We start from the raw sequence: 17,415 nt of genomic DNA on the forward strand, positions 1-17,415 counted from the left end.
TATGGCACATTTCTAATAAAGGAGCCATATAATGAACACAAGCATTGTAGGTAAACAATTTGAGCTAACAGACTCTATAAAAGGTTATGTAGAGAATGCATTTGATGCTCTTGGAAAATATAATCTAGACATCATTTCAGGGCGTTGCGTCATCTCGGCAGATGAAAAAAATGGTAAAAAGGGCTTTACGGTTGAATTTGCGATAAATTTAGCAAGAAAAGACACAATAGTAATATGTCAAAAAGACAAAGACCTTTACGCCGCAGTCGATCTAGCGCTCGAGCGCGCGTCAAAGGTGCTTCGCCGCGAGCACGACAAAAACACAACCGTCAAAAATAAAGACGACGGCAAAGCGGTTAGAGCTGCGATCGCCGACGAACATATAAACGAAGGCGAGGTAGATGAGATAATCCCTATGGAGCTTGAGCTATATAAACCTCTAGAGATCGAGGAGGCTATGCAAAAGCTAAAAGATAGCGATGCGCAGTTTTATGTATTTAACGATATGGACGCCAAAATGCGCGTGATCTACAGGCGCTCTGACGGCAAATTTGGACTTTATTAATCAAATTTAGGCGAGATAAACTCTCGCCTTCTTGCTTTTTCAAATACACAAAAACTACCAATCAAATTTCAATCATTTATTACCGACTTTGCGACGCATTGCTTAAATTTTAATGATAAGCAAATTTGTGTAACACCGATATGTAGTTTTAAAGACAAGGTTATCAAATTTAGCAAGATCAAATTTGAAAAGCTATTTTTAAATTTGATGATTGTAAGAGAAAATAGCCATTTTATATGAATTTTTTTATCAACCAAAACCCTATAAGCAACCACGCTCAAAACATGCAAATTTAGCCTCGTCAAGCTTCTAAGACTTTAACCACTAGGCATCAAGCCCAAATTTCGCCGCCAGCTTGTCGAGACTTAAAACTTCGTTAATTTTACACGATGCCCAAAACCGTACTTAACATCGACAGATTTTTATTTTGCAAAGATTGCTGTTTTTCTAGCAAGGAGTTGCTTTGCAAACTAGCTCGTAGCTCTTTTTCGTATTTAGTTAAGAGATCATCAAGTACGGTTTCAAGCTCATCTCTTAGGCTTTTTTTCATATCGGTATTTAGCCCTAGAGCCTCCATCAGCTCCTCTTTTTTGATGCTTAGCTTTTCCTGGATTTTTTGTTCGTTCATCTGCGATAAAAATCCAGCCGCGCCAAGCTCGGTAAGTGTTCTTTTAAACCCCTCGACATCAGGCTCTTTAGAGGTTTTTACCTGCACGGTAGCTTTTTTGAGCTCCTGTTCAAAGTCGCCCTCTTTTGCCGCTTTTGCACTCTTTTCAGCAACTTTTTGCGCAAGTTCGGCCAAAATCTTTTGGATAAATTTTTGCTCTTCGATCGTCATTTCGCATCCTTTATAAAAGATACATTATCGCAAGCAAATTTTATTCCTTAGCTCTATCTGCGATAAATTTAGCAAATTTTTCATTATCGTTTGGACAGTCTACAACGTCGTAAAAATCAAATTTTAGCTCGTCTGCGATATGGCGAAATTCCTTTGACAGCTCAAAAACGGTTTCAGAGTTATCGATACAAAACGATATCGGATAAACGAGCGCTTTTTTGTCTTTTAACTCGGCTAAAACCTGATTTAGCGATGGTTCGAGCCACTTTACGGGGCCTAGCTTTGACTGGTATGCGAGCAAAATTTGCTTAAATTTAACTCCTCGCTTTTCCAAAATTTCGGTTAAAATTTGAACGTGACGCTTGACATGCTCCTCATAAACGTCGCCCGCATCGATCATCTTTTGCGGCAAAGAGTGAGCCGAAAATACCAGCGTTATCTCGCCTGAGTTTAGATTACGCGCAGCTTTTTCGATGTCGTCCGCGATTACCTCATTATATCTCTCATCCTCAAAAAACGGCTCGATGATTTTTACTTTCGCCTTTAAATTTAGCTCGGCTCGCGCCTTTTCAAAGTCGCTTATACTAGACGTTACGGTCGTAAACGAATGGTGCGGATAGAGAGGAAAAACGACGATCTCCGAAGCCTCCGTAAACTCAGCCAAAACATCTTTCGCAAAAGGCGGCGTGTAGTTCATCGCAAAGGCTACCGCCGTATCATCGTCTAAAAAATGCGAAATTTTACCGCACAGTCTTGCCGTAAGCTCGCAGATAGGCGATTTGCCGCCGATTTGACGGTAGTTATTTTGCGCGGCTTTTAGGCGAGACTTGGTTATCATAAATGCTACAAATTTGCGCAAAAGCGGGCTTTTTATCCCCAAGATATACGGGTCGTTAAACATATTTTTTAAAAAAACTCCAACCTCGCTAAGGTCGTTCGGTCCGCCCATATTTAGTAGCAAAATAAGTCTCATTCGCAAATCTCCTGAGCCTTTAGGGCGTCTTCGAGCGTGCTTAGATCGCTTTTTGCGCCGCAACATGCCTGATAAAACTCGTTTAGTAGCGCTTTAATCGGCAAAACGTCGCCGTAAACCTTTAAATTTTGCTGCCCGTCAAGCGTGTATTTGTTTAGCTTAAGGCCCAGCATATCACCGAAATACACGCCCCCATTCGCGGCAAATTCGATCGTAAAGCGTTCTGCTTTAAAGCGCTTTGAGTTGTGGATACTAGCTAGCGTCTGGTTTTTAAATTTAAGCTGGAAAAGCGAGTCGGTTTCGCTTCTTTTATCGTCGTTTTGGATTGAAACTTTATTGCTAAAGATTATCTCGCTACCCGTTATGAACCTTGCAACATCGATGTTTTGTAAAATTTCAAGCTGCAAATTTACGCCCCTACTAAACCCTCGAGCGATATTTATCGAAAAAATATCTTTTTCTTTGGCGAGTTCTTTTTTTATAGAGGCGATAACGGGATTAAATCTATCTATAAAAGCCACATAAGCGCCTATATTTTGGGATTTAAAGCAGTATTTTAGCTCCCTTATCTCGCCTGATTTGCAAAGCCAAGGATCAAGCATGATAAATTTTATAAAATTTAGGCATTTAGGTATCAAATTTAGATATTTGTGCGTATCAGTGACGATAAGAGCGTCGATGCGCACGGAGTCCAAAAGGTCGTTTATATTATCGTAAAAAGGAATCCGTCCGCAAATTTCGCTATTTTTAACGCCGTCAAAAATCGCCGCCAGCTCGAAGTGTTCGGAGCGACGAAGCTCGTTATAGTAGTGCTTCGCGTCGTTTCCAAATCCTATTATCGCAACTCTTTTTTTCATAATCTTTTTTCCAAATTTTAATGTTTTTTAGACAATTATAGTAAAAAATAGTAATTAAACGGATAATGCGAGCGATTTTTAAATTTTACCGACGCCTTTTTATAGCGGGCCTCAAACAAGTTTTATTAAATTTATGCTAAAATCAGCCCTATTTTAAAACTTTAATCAGGAATAAAACGATGGATATTAGAGAGGCTTATTTAAATTTTTTCGCAAGCAAAGGTCATGAGATCATCCCGTCCGCGCCGCTAGTGCCAAACGACGCTACGCTGCTTTTTACAAACGCGGGCATGGTGCCGTTTAAGAGCATTTTTACCGGCGAAGTACCGCGCCCTACCCCGCCGATCCGCACGAGCTGTCAGACCTGCATCCGCGCAGGCGGCAAGCACAACGACCTAGACAACGTCGGCTACACCGCGCGCCACCACACGTTTTTTGAGATGCTGGGCAATTTTAGCTTCGGCGAGTATTTCAAAAAAGACGCGATCGCGTATGCGTGGGAGTTTGTAACGCAGGTGCTAAAACTACCAAAAGACCGCCTCTACGTCACCGTTCACGAGAGCGACGACGAGGCGTTTGCGCTATGGGAGCAGCACATCGCAAAGGAGCGCATTTATAGATTCGGCGATCACGATAACTTCTGGCAGATGGGCGATACGGGACCGTGCGGACCGTGCTCGGAGATCTTTTACGACCAAGGCGGCGAGCACTTTAACACGCCTGAGGACTACATGGGCGGTGACGGCGACAGATTTCTTGAAATTTGGAACCTGGTTTTCATGCAGTACGAGCGCAGTAGCGACGGAAAGCTAACTCCGCTACCAAAACCGAGCATCGACACCGGCATGGGCCTTGAGCGCGTCACGGCGATAATGGAAGGCAAATTTAGCAACTACGATAGCTCGCTTTTTATGCCTCTTATCGAAGAAGTCGCAAAGCTCTGTGGCAAGCCTTACGCCTATGAGAGCGGCGCTAGCTACCGAGTCATCAGCGATCACATCCGCTCGGTGACTTTCCTGCTAGCCCAAGGCACTACATTTGACAAAGAGGGCCGCGGCTACGTGCTTCGCCGCATCCTTCGCCGCGCGATCAGGCACGGATATTTGCTGGGCATAAAAGAGCCATTTATGTACCGCCTCGTCGATAAAGTCTGCGAGCTAATGGGCGGCCACTACGCCTACCTAAACGAGAAAAAAGCGGCGGTAAAAGAGCAAATCAGGCTCGAAGAAGAAAGATTTTTAGCCACGATAGCAAGCGGACTAGAGCTTTTTGAGAGCGAGCTAGCGCGCACGAAAGATATTTTTAGCGGCGAGGCTGCGTTTAAGCTTTACGATACGTTCGGCTTCCCGCTAGATCTAACGGCCGATATGCTACGCGAAAAAGGACTCAAAGTCGATGAGGCAAAATTTGACGAGCTAATGAGCGAGCAAAAAGCGCGCGCTAAAGCTGCTTGGAAAGGCAGCGGCGACAAGAGCGCAAAGGGCGATTTTAAGGTGCTTTTAGAGAAATTCGGCGAAAACAAATTTAGCGGCTACGAGGAGCTTGAGCGCACGAGCAAGGTTTTAGCGCTGCTTGACGAGGATTTTAAAGAAACTCAAATTTTAAAAGCAGGCGAGCAAGGTTGGGCGATGTTTGACGTTACGCCTTTTTACGCGCAAAGCGGCGGCCAGGCAGGTGACAGCGGCGAGATCGTAGGCGCGTCCGACATACTAGATACGCAGAAGTTTTTCGGACTAAATTTATCAAACGTCGCAGTAAAAAAAGAGCTTAAAGTCGGCGACTCCGTGAAGCTAAAAGTAAGCGAGCAAAGAGCCGAGATCGCGCGTCACCACAGCGCCACGCACCTGCTCCACTCTGCGCTTAGAAGCGTGCTAGGAACGCATATCGCACAGGCCGGATCTAGCGTCGAGGCAAACAGACTCAGATTTGACTTCTCGCATCCAAAGGCAGTGACGGCGGAGGAGCTAACGAAGATCGAAAATTTCGTAAATAGCGCAATCGCCGAGAGTATCGCAGCAAAAACGGAGATAATGGATGTCGAAGACGCCAAAAACAGCGGCGCTATCGCTCTTTTTGGCGAAAAATACGCCGACAAGGTGCGCGTGCTAAGCTTCGGCGAGGTTAGCAAGGAGCTTTGCGGCGGTACGCACGTGGCAAATTTAAGCCAAATCGGCGCGTTTTTCATAACTAAAGAAGGTGGCGTGAGCGCGGGCGTGCGCAGGATCGAGGCCGTATGCTCTAAGGCCGCGCTAAATCTAGCAAAAGCCTGGCGCGGCGAGATCGAAGAGCTAAAAACCGAGCTAAAAAGCGCCGAGCCTATGAATGCGGTAAAAAAACTAAAGGCTGAGATAAAGAGCCTAAAAGACAAGACCAAGCAAGCCAAAGACGCGCACGCGCTAGCCGTGGTAAACGTAAATGAGACCAAGCTTTGCGTTGCGGTGATTGACGGCGGCGACATAAAGGCGACGATAGACGAGTTTAAAAACGAGAACGAAAAGGCCGCGATCCTACTCGCACAAGTAAACGAAGAGGGCAAAATCGCTCTGGCCGCAGGCGTGAAAAACGCGCCGTTAAAGGCTGGCGAATGGGTCAAATTTACGGCTCAAATTTTGGGCGGAAACGGCGGCGGCAAGGATGATTTCGCCACCGCAGGCGGTAAAAACGTACTTGCGATAGAGGATGCGATCAGGCAGGCGTTTGAGTTTGCTAAAATCAAGCTGGAAAAATAAGCTTGGCGTCGGTCAAATGCAAGAAAATCGCTTAAATTTGACCGCGGTTTTTGCGACGTAAAATTTAGGCAAAATTTTGACAGCCAAATTTGACGCCGCAAAGCAAATCCAAAATTTGCATTTTGCGAACCGAGATAAAATTTAAAGGAAAAAATAAGTTTATGAGTTTATTTTATTCGCGCGTTTTGGCGCCGAGTCTTATCGCCGTCAAATTTGCTATAGCGCGAGAAAATTTTAAATCAAAGGGGACAAATGCCCGAATTTAACATAGCTTTTGCAAAGATTAGCAGCGCCCTACCCTTTATCCACATCCTCTCCGTGGTTGTTTTTATCGGATTTCAAGCAAATTTTTTACTCATTGCTAAATTTTTTATGAAAAATATCGAAGGCGACACGCAAAAATACCAAACGATAATCTCCATGCTAAAGCGCCTTGGCTGCGCGATCTACGGCTCGATCGCCGTCATGGGCGTAACCGGCGCGATACTAGCCAAACAAAACGCTATCAAAAACGCCGATCCGATGCTAAACACGATTTTAACGACGAAATGGGCGATCTGGGGATTTTTATTTTTAAACGTTATTTACGTCACGTACCGCCTAAACAAAGCCTCAAAATCTCTACAAAATAGCGAATACATCGAGCTTCACGAGAACCTCATAGTTACGATTTATTATTTCATCCCGCTAAACGTGGCGTTTGCGCTGCTGGCGGCGTATCTTGGCGTATCTTATAGGGAGTTTTGATGATTATTTTGGCTTCGAGCTCAGTCACTAGAGCTAAGGTCTTGCAAGATCACGGCGTTAAATTTGAGCAGGTTTTTTTCGACTACGACGAGGGCGGCGTAGATAAAAATTTACCGCCGCACGTTTACGTCCAAAAGATCGTCGCGGCAAAAAAAGAGCAGTTTTTAAAGGCGAATGAAAATGCAAAAAACGTAGTTTTAGCCGATAGTGTCGTAGTATGTGGCGGTAAAATTTTAGGCAAAGCTAAAGACGAACAAGAGGCGCTAAAAATGCTACAAATGCAAAGCGGCAACGTCGCTAGGATCGTAACCGCGATGATATTTTTAGGCGAGAAATTCGAGCTTTTTAACGTAAGCTTTGCCGAGTATAAATTTGCCAAATTTGACGAAGCCGACTTGCAAAACTACCTATCGGGCGATCTTTGGCGGGGCAAGGCAGGAGCCATGACGATAGAAAATTTCAACAAAAAATACATCCTAAGCCAAAACGGCGAAACTAGCACCGCAATGGGGCTAAACGTGAAAATTTTAAAGGCGTTTTTATGAGAATTCTAGCTTCTATTTTGTTTATTATCTTTGTTTCGCTGAGCGCGGCGTTTGTTTATCTTTATTCGCAAGTCACCTTTGATGCGTCAAATATTATTGATTTTAAGCCAAAGCTCACGACTCAAATTTACGACAGAAACGGCGAACTCATCGCAAATATCTTTGACGAAAACAGGATCTACGTCAAATACGAGGACATCCCGCCGCGCGTCATAGAGGCGCTGGTAGCTATCGAGGATACGAGTTTTTTTGAACACGGCGGCGTAAATCCTGAGGCCATCACGCGAGCTATCGTTAAGGACATAAAGGCGGGCAAACTAGTCGAGGGCGCGAGCACGCTCACGCAACAGCTCGTTAAAAACATGGTGCTCACCAGAGAAAAAAAGCTAACTCGCAAGGTCAAAGAGATGATCATCTCGATGAAACTGGAAAACGAGCTAACCAAAGAGCAAATTTTAGAGCGCTATCTAAATCACGTCTATCTAGGACACGGCTATCACGGCATAAAAACCGCGGCGAAGGGATACTTTAGAAAGGAGCTTGACGAGCTCACGCTAAAAGAGATCGCTATCCTAGTGGGCTTACCAAAAGCGCCTAGCACCTACGATCCGACCCGCCACCTAGATCTATCTCTAAGCCGCGCAAACAACGTAATCTCAAGGATGAACGCGCTAGGTTGGATCAGCGACGCAGAGTACAAAGCCGCGCTAGTCGAGCAGCCCGTAGTTTTTGACGATACTCTCACGCAAAACAAAGCCCCGTATATCGTGGACGAGGTGCTAAAAGAGGCCTCAAAGCGCTTTGAGGATATAAAAACCGGCGGCTACGTCATCGAAACCAGCGTTGATTTAAAGGTGCAAGATATGGCGTCCGAGGCGCTAAAATACGGCTACAACGAGATACTAAAACGCAACAAAGACGCAAACGCCAGTATCCTAAACGGCGCTATCGTCGTCACTCTACCAAAAACCGGCGAGGTGCTCGCGCTAGTTGGCGGCGTAGACTACGCCAAAAGCAGCTACAACCGTGCCACGCAGAGCACCCGCCAGCCGGGCTCTAGCTTTAAGCCCTTTATCTACCAGATCGCCCTAGACATGGGCTACTCGCCGATGAGCAAGGCTGCCGACATATCAAGGGTCTTTAACGAAGGCAGCCAGTACGAGTGGCGCCCGAAAAACTATAGCGGCGGCTTCCAGGGCTATATCACGCTGCGCGAGGCCTTGCGTCAGTCGCGCAACCTCGCCACGATAAATTTACTCGACGAGATCGGGCTTGATACGGCTTATAAAAAACTATCCGAAATGGGCTTTAAAAACATCCCTAAAAACCTTTCCATCGCGCTTGGTAGCTTCGGTATCTCGCCGTTAGAGTTTGCCAAATTTTACTCGATGTTTCCAAACGGCGGCGAGATCGTGGAGCCAAGCCTGATAAAACGCATCATAAATTATCAAAATTTAGAAGCGGTTTTTGAGCCTGAGCGGACGTTCGTCACCGAGCCCGAGCAGGCCTATCTGATGACTGACATGATGAAAACGGTCGTGGAGCGCGGCACGGGACAAAGCGCTAGGCTAAACGGCGTGCAAGTCGCGGGCAAGACGGGCACAACAAATAACAACGTCGACGCGTGGTTTTGTGGATTTACGCCTGAAGTAGAGGTGGTCGTGTGGTACGGCAACGACGATAATACGCCGATGAGAAAGGTCGAGGGCGGCGGACGTACGGCAGCTCCGGTGTTTAAGAAATTTATGGAAAGCTATATGAAGGAGTACCCGCTAAAACAAAAAACTTTCATCGAGCCAGAGGGCGTCTTTCACACTGCGTACGAGGGCTTGATCGAAGTCTATACGAAGATCTCGCCGGTACCAAAACAAGACGCGCAAGATACGCTGATAAAACAAGACGATGAGGGGCTGATTTTCTAAATTTGCTAAAAATATCGGCTAAATTTGAGCATTTTAGGGCGTAAATTTAGCCGTTGCTTCGTCACATTTAAACTAGCTTGCCAAAAAGCTACGACAGCCTAAATCTTCCCTCAAATTTAAGCCCTCTTTTATGGTCTAATTTGATTTTTTCGTAGATATAAGGCAAATTTGAGCTCGCTTTTTTATAGTTTAGTCGCGTTAAATTTAGCTGTTATTTTTACATCTCCAAGATAAAACTTAAGAAACAAAAACAGCGACGTTTTAAAATTTAAATACTACGTTTTGCCGCCGCTTGGCAAATTTAATCAGACAAAAAGTCAAATTTAATGTCAAATCGCCTTAAATTTGACCCATTTGCCGTAAAATATCTTCGGATAAAAAGATAGCGCCGCGTCCCGCACGAGCCTAGGCCCGGTACAAAGCCAAAAGTATGGCGATTAACCTCAAATTTAGCCCGAGCTTTCAGGCTAAATTTGAGCGGGTTTCAAAAGCAAAAGAGGATAAATTATTCCACGAGCTTCATCTGCTCGGCGCAGATGGCCTTCCACGAGCTTTGCAAATTTGAGCCGACGCACTCCTGTAGATACGGCTTTGCTTCGCTTTCGCGTTTTAGTTTGATGTAGATTTCCGAGATCTGAGCTAGCGCGCGCAGCCTGTTTTCGGGATCTAGGCGCGTATCTACGAGCTCCTGCGCGGCTTGCAACGCCTCGCCTAGTCTATCCAGCTTGCTTAGCGAGCCGATGTACTCAAAGTCGATTTTCGGGCTAAAGGTGGCTATATGTAGGCGTTTTTGCAGATCGATCGCCTTTTTGGCGTAAACCGACGCGTTTAAAAAGTCGTTCGCGCCGTACGTCGCCTCAGCCATGCGGTCGTAGAGCTCGATGACCTTAAAGTCGTTTTTGCGTAGCGTCTCGACGGCCGTTATCGTCGCGGCGGCGTCGGTGAGCCTACCTAGCCCCATCAGCGCCTCAAATCTATAAAAAAGCACGGGCGAAACGTCGGCGTACTCCTGCCTAGACGCGATAGCCAGCGCCTCGTCGGCCACGCGCAAGGCGTCGTTATACTTCTCCGTCTTTATCAACACGGAGGCTAGTTTGATGAGCCACTCCACGCGGTCGAGCATATCGGGCGTCGAGATATTTTGCGAGGCGAGCTCGTGCGCGGCGGCAAAACGAGAGAGGCGCATATAGCAGTCAAAGAGCTTAAATTTAGCCCCGATTTTCTCGCCTACGCCGTAGTTTTCGGTCAAATTTACAGCCGTAACGCAGTCGTTTTGACGGATGGCTTCATTTGCCAAATTTAACGCCGCCTGATCCAAGACAGCACTAGCGTCCGTATCATTTAGATCGCGCACGGCCTGGGTATAGCGCAGGACGGAGTCAAATTTACGCTCTTTTAGATAGAGCGCGACCTGTTCTTTTAGCGCCTTAGCGCCGACGTCCGTTTTTCCGTATTTGTCGATGAGCGCGTCGTAGTGCTCGTGTAGCTTGGTCGCGTTACTCTCGTCGTTTCTAGCGAAAAATAGCTTATCTAGCGCATTTTGCACAATGGCGGCATACTGCCCGTCCGCAAACTCGCTTTGGTATCTTTTTAGGTATTCGTATGCTTTTTGCGTGTCAGGCGTGCCGGTTAGCGCGATGCCTAGATTTTTCAGCACGGTTTCGTAGTCATCGTCGTTTTTATTTAGGCGAGCGAGCAAAATTTCATAAATTCTTGCTGCGATATCGTCCATATTTTTCTCGTGAAATACCCCGGCCAGCGTCATTAGCTTGGACGCGTCGTTTAGCAGGTACTCTTGATTTCTGTTTAAAATTTTGAGCATAAAGTCCTTGGCGCGGTCAAATTTGGCCTTGTCGATGCTGCCCTGCACGAGGCTCAGGGCCGCACGGCTAGCGACGTCTAGCGTCTGCGCCGAGTATAGCACATCCTCGTACATCTTTACCGCCTCGTCCTGTCTGCCCGTGACGTAGAGCCTGTCGGCAAACTCAAGGACTGCTAGCTTGGTAAAATTTGAGTTTGGATGCTCGTTCATGAGGATATCTAGCGTGTAGTTCGCGTCGCTAACAAGCTCCTGCCTGAGGTAGGCTTTGGTCACGAGATAGAGCACCTCGGGGTAGTTTTCGTCCGACACGAACCGCCTCATCCACGCGCGACCCTCGCTCGCGACGTCTGCCGCGCCAAGGCCCTCGAAACTATTTTGCGAGTCTAAAATTTTATCCAAAGCGCGCAGTCTGTATAGCAAAAACTCGCTGGCAAAAATGCTGTTTGGATAGCGCCTTAGCGCTGTCTGGATCGTGGCTATCGTATCGTCGTAGCGCTTGGCGTCGTAGCTTTTTTTGACGTCTAGATACATGTTTATATCGTTGCTATCGCCGCTTTCTATCGGGGCTTTGTTTAGATCGAGCGGTCCGACGCTAGGCGCGGTCATCTGCTCAAATATCGGGGCGAAATTTATCCCCACGTTTGTTTGCTTTTTAAATTCGCTTAAATTTTGATCTATCACGATAGCGTGGCGTTTGGCTGCGCCGCCGTTTTTACTAAACGGCACTGTGGACGCGCCGTAAAGAGGCTCGCTAGACGAGATCAGGCGAGAGCTCGCGCGCGGCACGACATAGACGCGCATACCGCCCTTTTCCTCGCGAAATCTCACTTCAGCCAGGGCTAAAATTTTATCGTCGACTTTCGGCAGTGCGCCGCCGGCAACGTCGCAAAAATAAAGCTTGCGGTCGTAGGCGAGAATCTCCTCTTTGCAGACAAATTCCTTCTCGTCGCTGATGTTTATCACGGTGTAGGGCCTGCCGTCCTCTGCGCCCGAATTTACGCTAAGGCTAAAAGAAAACGCCAAAATCGGTAAAAAAATCAAAAAATATTTTCTCATGCGGCCATTATACCCTTTTTCGTTTAAAAAGCGCTATAAAAGCGAATATCACGCGCTTTTGAGGCGATTTTTTTACTAAATTTTCACGCATTTGGATAAAATTTTATTTAGCCTAAATTTAACTTTGGCATAGAGGAGAAATTTGGGTTTTGAAGTAGCGAGGTTGCGGGCAAATTTACCCGCCTCACGCCAAAAAGCTCCGCCCGCTACGTCAAATTTGACGTAGCAAACCCGGCTTTTGTGATTAAATTTATAAAATTTGCCCGCCTCGGCAGATAAATCTATATGTCAAATTTGACTGATTGCCGCTACGCCTCTTTTGATATCTTAACGAGCTTAAACGCGTATCCGCTAAATTTCGCCCTGCAAAGCGCGACCGTGCCCTTCATCTGCGGCTCTAGCTTAAATTTAGCCCTTATTTCTACGCCCTTAGCCTGCACGCTCACTATATCACAGTCTTTTACCTTTGCGGCCGCGGCAAACGACGCCGAGCCGATTAGCTCTTTTGGCTCGCCGCTCAAATTTGACCCGTCCGCCTCATCCATAAAAAACACGACACTACCGTCAAAGCTCTCGGGTTCTTTTAGCGGAGCTAGCTCGCCGTCCGTTTTAAACTCGCCCTGCTTGCCGTCAGCCAAAACGACGTTTTTGCCGAGCATTTGCAAAAACTCGAATATATTTTTTGCGTCCGCGTGCGCCAAAAAGGAGCTATCGATCACGATATTTTCGCACTCCTCTAAAAACTCCGCGATCTGCTCAAACTCCTCCTCGCCGACGTTGCACTCGCCGCTTAGGTATCCTTCGTCAAGACCCTCAAAATATTCGTGCGTTTGCTCGTCAAATTTAGACGCGTCAAGCGAGTATTTGCAAAGCAAAGCCAGCACGTAGCTGGCCGATCCGATCTCGCAGCGAACGAGATTTTCAGTACCTAAAATTTTATCCTCAAAGCAAGAAATATATAAAAATTCATTTTGCTTTATCTGCTCCGCTAGCTGCGGATTTTGCTCGCAGAGCAAGCTTGCCAGGCTCAAAGTTTTTGCATTTCTAAATTCGCCGAATTTCATCGTTTATCCTTTAAATTTAGCTTGGATTTTATAAAAATTTGTTTTAAGAGGGGGTAAATTTGCGCCGATTAGACGCAAAATTGATTATTTTTCTAGGCCGAATTTGACGGCTGCTTTAGCAAGCTCGAGAGTAGCGTCTACGAATTTATCTTTTTTCGTCGCATACGGTAAAAATAGCGGTATCTCCGTGCAAGCCGCGATATATGCGTCAGCCTCGATAGCCGCGATCGTATCGTTAAAGAGACCCACGTACTCTTTTAGCTTGTTTGCTTTTGCGCCCTTGTAGATGCAGTCCATGATGTTTGTCATCAAATTTTCGGGGATTTTCACGCGCTCTAGGCCTGCGGCGATCAACTCGTTTTCGTAAATTTTAGCTGCGGTCGTACCGGTAGTGGCGATGACGGCGATCTTTTTAGCGTGCGGGAAATTTGACTTTATCGACGCGGTCGCGATTTTAGCGATGTGCAGGATATTTACGCCGCACTCCTCCGTTAGACGCTTGGCAAAATAGTGAGCCGTGTTGCAAGCTATGCAGATAGCCTCACAGCCCGCGTTTTTGAGCCTCGTCGCGGACTCTTTCATAAAAGGAAACGGATCCTCGCCTCCATGCAGGATATACGCCGTGCGGTCCGGGATCTGCGGGTGGTTATCGATGACGATAGGGATGTTGTCCTGGTCTTTTGCGGCGTTTGTGAGTTCTACGATCTTGGCGTACAGATCTATCGTAGCTAGCGGTCCCATACCGCCTAAAATTCCGATTCGTTTCATGAAAAAGTCCTTAAATTTAAAAAAGCCGAGAGTGAAGTCTCGGCTAAATTTAGCTCAAAATTCTTAGAGAAGAACAGGAGCGATGAGGAATGCTAGCACAACCGAAAGAGCAACCATGATGGTGCCAGGCACGAAGAATGAGTGGTTAAATACAAATTTACCGACTCTTGTTGTACCGGTATCGTCCATAGCGATAGCGCCCAAAGTCGTAGGATACGTAGGAAGTACGAATAGTCCTGAAACAGCGGCAAATGAAGCTACTAGGATCCAAATTTGACCTGAGTTTTCAGGCGTAGTCATACCTAGCGCAGCAGCGACCGCAGGCATCATAACGCGAGTGGTTGCGGCTTGAGAGTATAGTAAGCAGCTTAGGAAATACAGCGCGACGGCTAGTATAAACGGATACTGCGTAACGACGTTTTTAGCTACCTCTTTGATGCTATCGATGTGGCCGTTAACGAAAGTAGTGCCTAGCCATGCGATACCGATGACGCATATGCACGCATTCATACCGCTTTGGAAAGTGCTGGTTGAAAGCAATTTGCTAGTGTCGATCTTACAAAGCGTAGCGATAAGGAAGCCGATAGTAAGCATAAAGCTGATAATAGCAGCGTCTCTAGAAAGGATAGGTTTTGCCACGATGCCAAGGCTCTTTGAAATAACAAGCGCATAGCAAACGACGACTAAAACGCCGACGGCAAATATCGCAACCGATCTTTTCGCATAAGGTTTTAGAGCTTGATACTCTACCTCTTTTATCTCAGCGACCGCACCTCTAGCTAGTCTATCTTGATAGATAGGATCTTTTGAGAGGTCAAGATCGTAAAATTTATTTACGATAAAGGCCGTAATTATCATAGCTACGAAAGTAGTAGATATGCAGATGAAAAGTAGCATCGGATAGCTAACGCCAAGAGGCTCGCAAACGCCAGTCATAGCAACGAAAGCCGCAGATATAGGGCTAGCAGTGATCGCTACTTGAGACGAAACGACCGAAAGCGCAAGAGGCGCGCTAGGTTTGATGTTTTGCGTTTTAGCAACCTCTACGATAACAGGGATCATAGAAAACGCAGTGTGACCCGTACCTGCTAGGATCGTAAGCAGATAGGTAACGATAGGCGCTAGGTAGTTGATTTGTTTTGGGTTTTTGCGCAAAATTTTAGATGCGACCTGAACCAAATAATCAAGTCCGCCCGCGACTTGCATCGCAGTGATGGCCGAAATAACGGACGCGATGATTAAAATAACGTCCATCGGGATATCTTTCATATCCACTTTCATACCAAGCATCGCCAAAATAACGACGCCAAGACCACCGGCGTAACCTACGCCCATACCGCCTAGCCTAACGCCTAGGTAGATACCTCCGAGTAGGACTATAATCTGTAAAATCAGCATTATATCCATAGGAAAACTCCTTGTATTAGATTTTTTTACTTACTAAATTTAAAAGGCGCCGAATTCAACTTCGGCGCTTTAAGACTTTTGCTCAGTTATTTGCCCATATGAGGGTTTAGCATATTTTTAGGCTCTAGGATCTTGTCTATCTCCTCTTTTTTCAAATATCCTCTCTCCAAGCAAATATCGCCCACGGCTTTGCCTGTTTGCAATGCTTCTTTAGCGATGCTTGCAGATTTTTCGTAGCCGATGTATGGATTAAACGCAGTCACGATACCGACTGAGCCGAGTACTGATTTTAGGCATGCCTCAGGATTTGCAGTTAGTTTTCTGATTGCTTTTTCGGCTAGAGTTTTCATCGCGTTTTCTAGGATAAATATAGAGTTAAATAGCGCGTAAGCGATGCCCGGCTCAAATGCGTTTAGCTCAAATTCGCCTCTCTCGCTGCAAAGCATGATAGTTACGTCGTTGCCCATTACCTCATAGCACGCCTCGCCTACGACCTCTGCGATGACAGGGTTTACTTTACCAGGCATGATGGAGCTACCAGGCTGCATCTGAGGTAAATTTATCTCGCCAAGACCGCATCTTGGACCTGAGTTCATTAATCTTAAGTCGTTTGCGATCTTGCTTAGGCGAACGGCTGCGGTTTTTAGCGCGCCGCTAACGTGAACGAAATCGGCAGTGTCTTGAGTGGCTGCGATGAAATCATCTGCAGGTTTAAAATTTACGCCGGTGATTTGGCTCAAAATTTTATGAACGGCAGCTTTATAATCAGGGTGGCAGTTGATGCCCGTACCGATAGCAGTTGCGCCCATGTTTAGCACAGCCATAGACTCTCTTGCGGCGGTGATTTTTTCGATATCGCTTTTGATGTAGCTTGCAAATGCGTTAAACGTGTTGCCAAGCGTCGTAGGAACGGCGTCTTCCAGCTCGGTTCTACCCATTTTGATGATATCTTTAAAGTCTTTTGCCTTGGCTTCTAGCTCGTTTTTAAGTAGCTCCATAGCCTTTAAAAGATCGGTTAGTTTAGCGTATGTAGCGACTTTGATCGAGCTTGGATAAGTGTCGTTGGTGCTTTGGCCTAAATTCGTATGGTCGTTTGGATGCAGATACTGATATTCGCCTTTTTTGTGGCCAAGGCTTTCAAGCGCGACGTTTGTTATAACTTCGTTCGCGTTCATATTGGTGCTAGTTCCCGCGCCGCCTTGAATCATATCTACTACGAATTGATCTAAATATTTACCCGCGATCAGCTCGTCGCACGCTTTTGCGATGGCGTCGGCTTTTTGCGCGTCTAGAACTCCGACTTCTTTGTTGGCTAAGGCCGCAGCCTTTTTGATTTGAGCAAATGCCTTAACGAAATACGGATAATCTTTAAGCGGTCGTCCGCTCATGTGGAAATTCTCAAGCGCCCTAAATGTTTGTACGCCGTAATATACATCATCAGCTATCTCTAGCTCACCTATGAAGTCGTGTTCTCTTCTGGTTCCCATAATGGTACTCCTTGTGATGAAATTGAATAGTGAAACTATAGCGCAATTAAACTGATATTTAAATTAAAAGTTTAATTTTATATTTATTTTTTTATTACTATTTTGTTATTTTAATATATCCATGTGAACTTAATTTATCTTTAAAATATCCTAAATAACGCAATAATTTTTGCTTTTAAATATTATACATTTTTTAAACACGAGTAGTAAATGTATGGGATAGTGTTTCTAAAATTTAAATTATTAACTTTTTGTTTTACTATTTTATACTTATAACAAAGCTTAACTTAAAATGTTATATTAATTTTTCTTGAAAGAGGTTGATGGTTTAAATTTTGATTTTTTGAGTGGCTTGACGGCTATAAATTTTATATGGTTTTAAATTTATATTTTTTATTGTAGACTGACAAAATCTTAGTTTTTTATAATTTAAGAAATTTTCGAGCGTTAAATTTAAACACACTTATTTTATATAGCTGGTTTTTACTTTGTTTTTAGATCCATGTAATAAATTTAACAAAAGTACTTCTAGTTGCGCGCTATTATCTAAATTTTATAAAATTTAAAGCCAAACCTTATACACATAAAACCTTATGGAGGTTGATGGCTTCGCCACCGCTACTCAGAGACAAACT

Annotated in this window: 13 protein-coding genes; 5 read left to right on the plus strand and 8 right to left on the minus strand. The window is 45.3% G+C overall.

What is annotated here, in order from left to right; genetic code table 11:
- Positions 1-31 precede the first annotated feature (31 nt).
- On the plus strand, positions 32-565 hold the full coding sequence (gene hpf / locus EE116_RS08940) for a ribosome hibernation-promoting factor, HPF/YfiA family (RefSeq protein WP_122874118.1): 534 nt from the start codon (positions 32-34) through the stop codon (positions 563-565).
- A 382-nt stretch (positions 566-947) separates the two neighbouring features.
- On the opposite strand, the gene EE116_RS08945 is transcribed toward hpf, so the two are convergent.
- From EE116_RS08945 to EE116_RS08955, 3 genes are read right to left on the minus strand one after another with little or no spacing between them, the layout of a single operon-like run.
- Entirely contained in the window at positions 948-1,403 is a 456-nt protein-coding gene (locus EE116_RS08945; RefSeq protein ID WP_122874119.1) for a response regulator, read from the minus strand.
- A 40-nt stretch (positions 1,404-1,443) separates the two neighbouring features.
- Complete coding sequence (gene hemH / locus EE116_RS08950; protein ID WP_206159247.1) at positions 1,444-2,376, minus strand: ferrochelatase; 933 nt, start codon at positions 2,374-2,376, stop codon at positions 1,444-1,446.
- Entirely contained in the window at positions 2,373-3,233 is an 861-nt protein-coding gene (locus EE116_RS08955) for a Gfo/Idh/MocA family protein (protein WP_122874121.1), read from the minus strand. The genes hemH and EE116_RS08955 overlap by 4 nt, the downstream gene beginning before the upstream one ends.
- 179 nt (positions 3,234-3,412) lie before the next feature.
- Between EE116_RS08955 and alaS the strand changes: the two genes are divergently transcribed.
- The 4 genes from alaS (at position 3,413) to EE116_RS08975 (ending at position 9,176) form a co-directional block, all read left to right on the plus strand.
- The gene (gene alaS / locus EE116_RS08960) at positions 3,413-5,962 is read left to right on the plus strand and encodes an alanine--tRNA ligase (RefSeq protein ID WP_122874122.1); all 2,550 of its coding nucleotides are present in this window, start codon (positions 3,413-3,415) and stop codon (positions 5,960-5,962) included.
- A gap of 252 nt (positions 5,963-6,214) precedes the next feature.
- Positions 6,215-6,709 carry a 3-isopropylmalate dehydratase gene (locus EE116_RS08965; protein ID WP_122874123.1) on the plus strand — a complete coding sequence of 165 codons (495 nt, stop codon included), beginning with the start codon at positions 6,215-6,217 and terminating at the stop codon, positions 6,707-6,709.
- Positions 6,709-7,254 carry a septum formation inhibitor Maf gene (gene maf / locus EE116_RS08970; RefSeq protein ID WP_122874124.1) on the plus strand — a complete coding sequence of 182 codons (546 nt, stop codon included), beginning with the start codon at positions 6,709-6,711 and terminating at the stop codon, positions 7,252-7,254. Before EE116_RS08965 ends, maf begins: the two co-directional genes overlap by 1 nt.
- The gene (locus EE116_RS08975; RefSeq protein ID WP_122874125.1) at positions 7,251-9,176 is read left to right on the plus strand and encodes a transglycosylase domain-containing protein; all 1,926 of its coding nucleotides are present in this window, start codon (positions 7,251-7,253) and stop codon (positions 9,174-9,176) included. Before maf ends, EE116_RS08975 begins: the two co-directional genes overlap by 4 nt.
- Positions 9,177-9,681: 505 nt before the next feature.
- Here the strand turns inward: EE116_RS08975 and EE116_RS08980 are convergent.
- From EE116_RS08980 to EE116_RS09000, 5 genes are all read right to left on the minus strand, one after another.
- Positions 9,682-12,054: a tetratricopeptide repeat protein gene (locus EE116_RS08980; protein WP_122874126.1), complete on the minus strand. Its 2,373-nt coding sequence runs from the start codon at positions 12,052-12,054 to the stop codon at positions 9,682-9,684.
- A gap of 308 nt (positions 12,055-12,362) precedes the next feature.
- On the minus strand, positions 12,363-13,118 hold the full coding sequence (locus EE116_RS08985; protein ID WP_122874127.1) for a hypothetical protein: 756 nt from the start codon (positions 13,116-13,118) through the stop codon (positions 12,363-12,365).
- Between the two features lie 84 nt (positions 13,119-13,202).
- Complete coding sequence (gene cuyB / locus EE116_RS08990) at positions 13,203-13,886, minus strand: cysteate racemase (protein WP_122874128.1); 684 nt, start codon at positions 13,884-13,886, stop codon at positions 13,203-13,205.
- 63 nt (positions 13,887-13,949) lie between these two features.
- The gene (locus EE116_RS08995) at positions 13,950-15,293 is read right to left on the minus strand and encodes an anaerobic C4-dicarboxylate transporter (RefSeq protein ID WP_122874129.1); all 1,344 of its coding nucleotides are present in this window, start codon (positions 15,291-15,293) and stop codon (positions 13,950-13,952) included.
- Between the two features lie 86 nt (positions 15,294-15,379).
- The gene (locus tag EE116_RS09000; protein WP_122874130.1) at positions 15,380-16,780 is read right to left on the minus strand and encodes an aspartate ammonia-lyase; all 1,401 of its coding nucleotides are present in this window, start codon (positions 16,778-16,780) and stop codon (positions 15,380-15,382) included.
- Between the last annotated feature and the right edge of the window lie 635 nt (positions 16,781-17,415).

This window comes from Campylobacter showae, assembly GCF_900573985.1.
Taxonomy (GTDB): Bacteria; Campylobacterota; Campylobacteria; order Campylobacterales; family Campylobacteraceae; genus Campylobacter_A; species Campylobacter_A showae_E.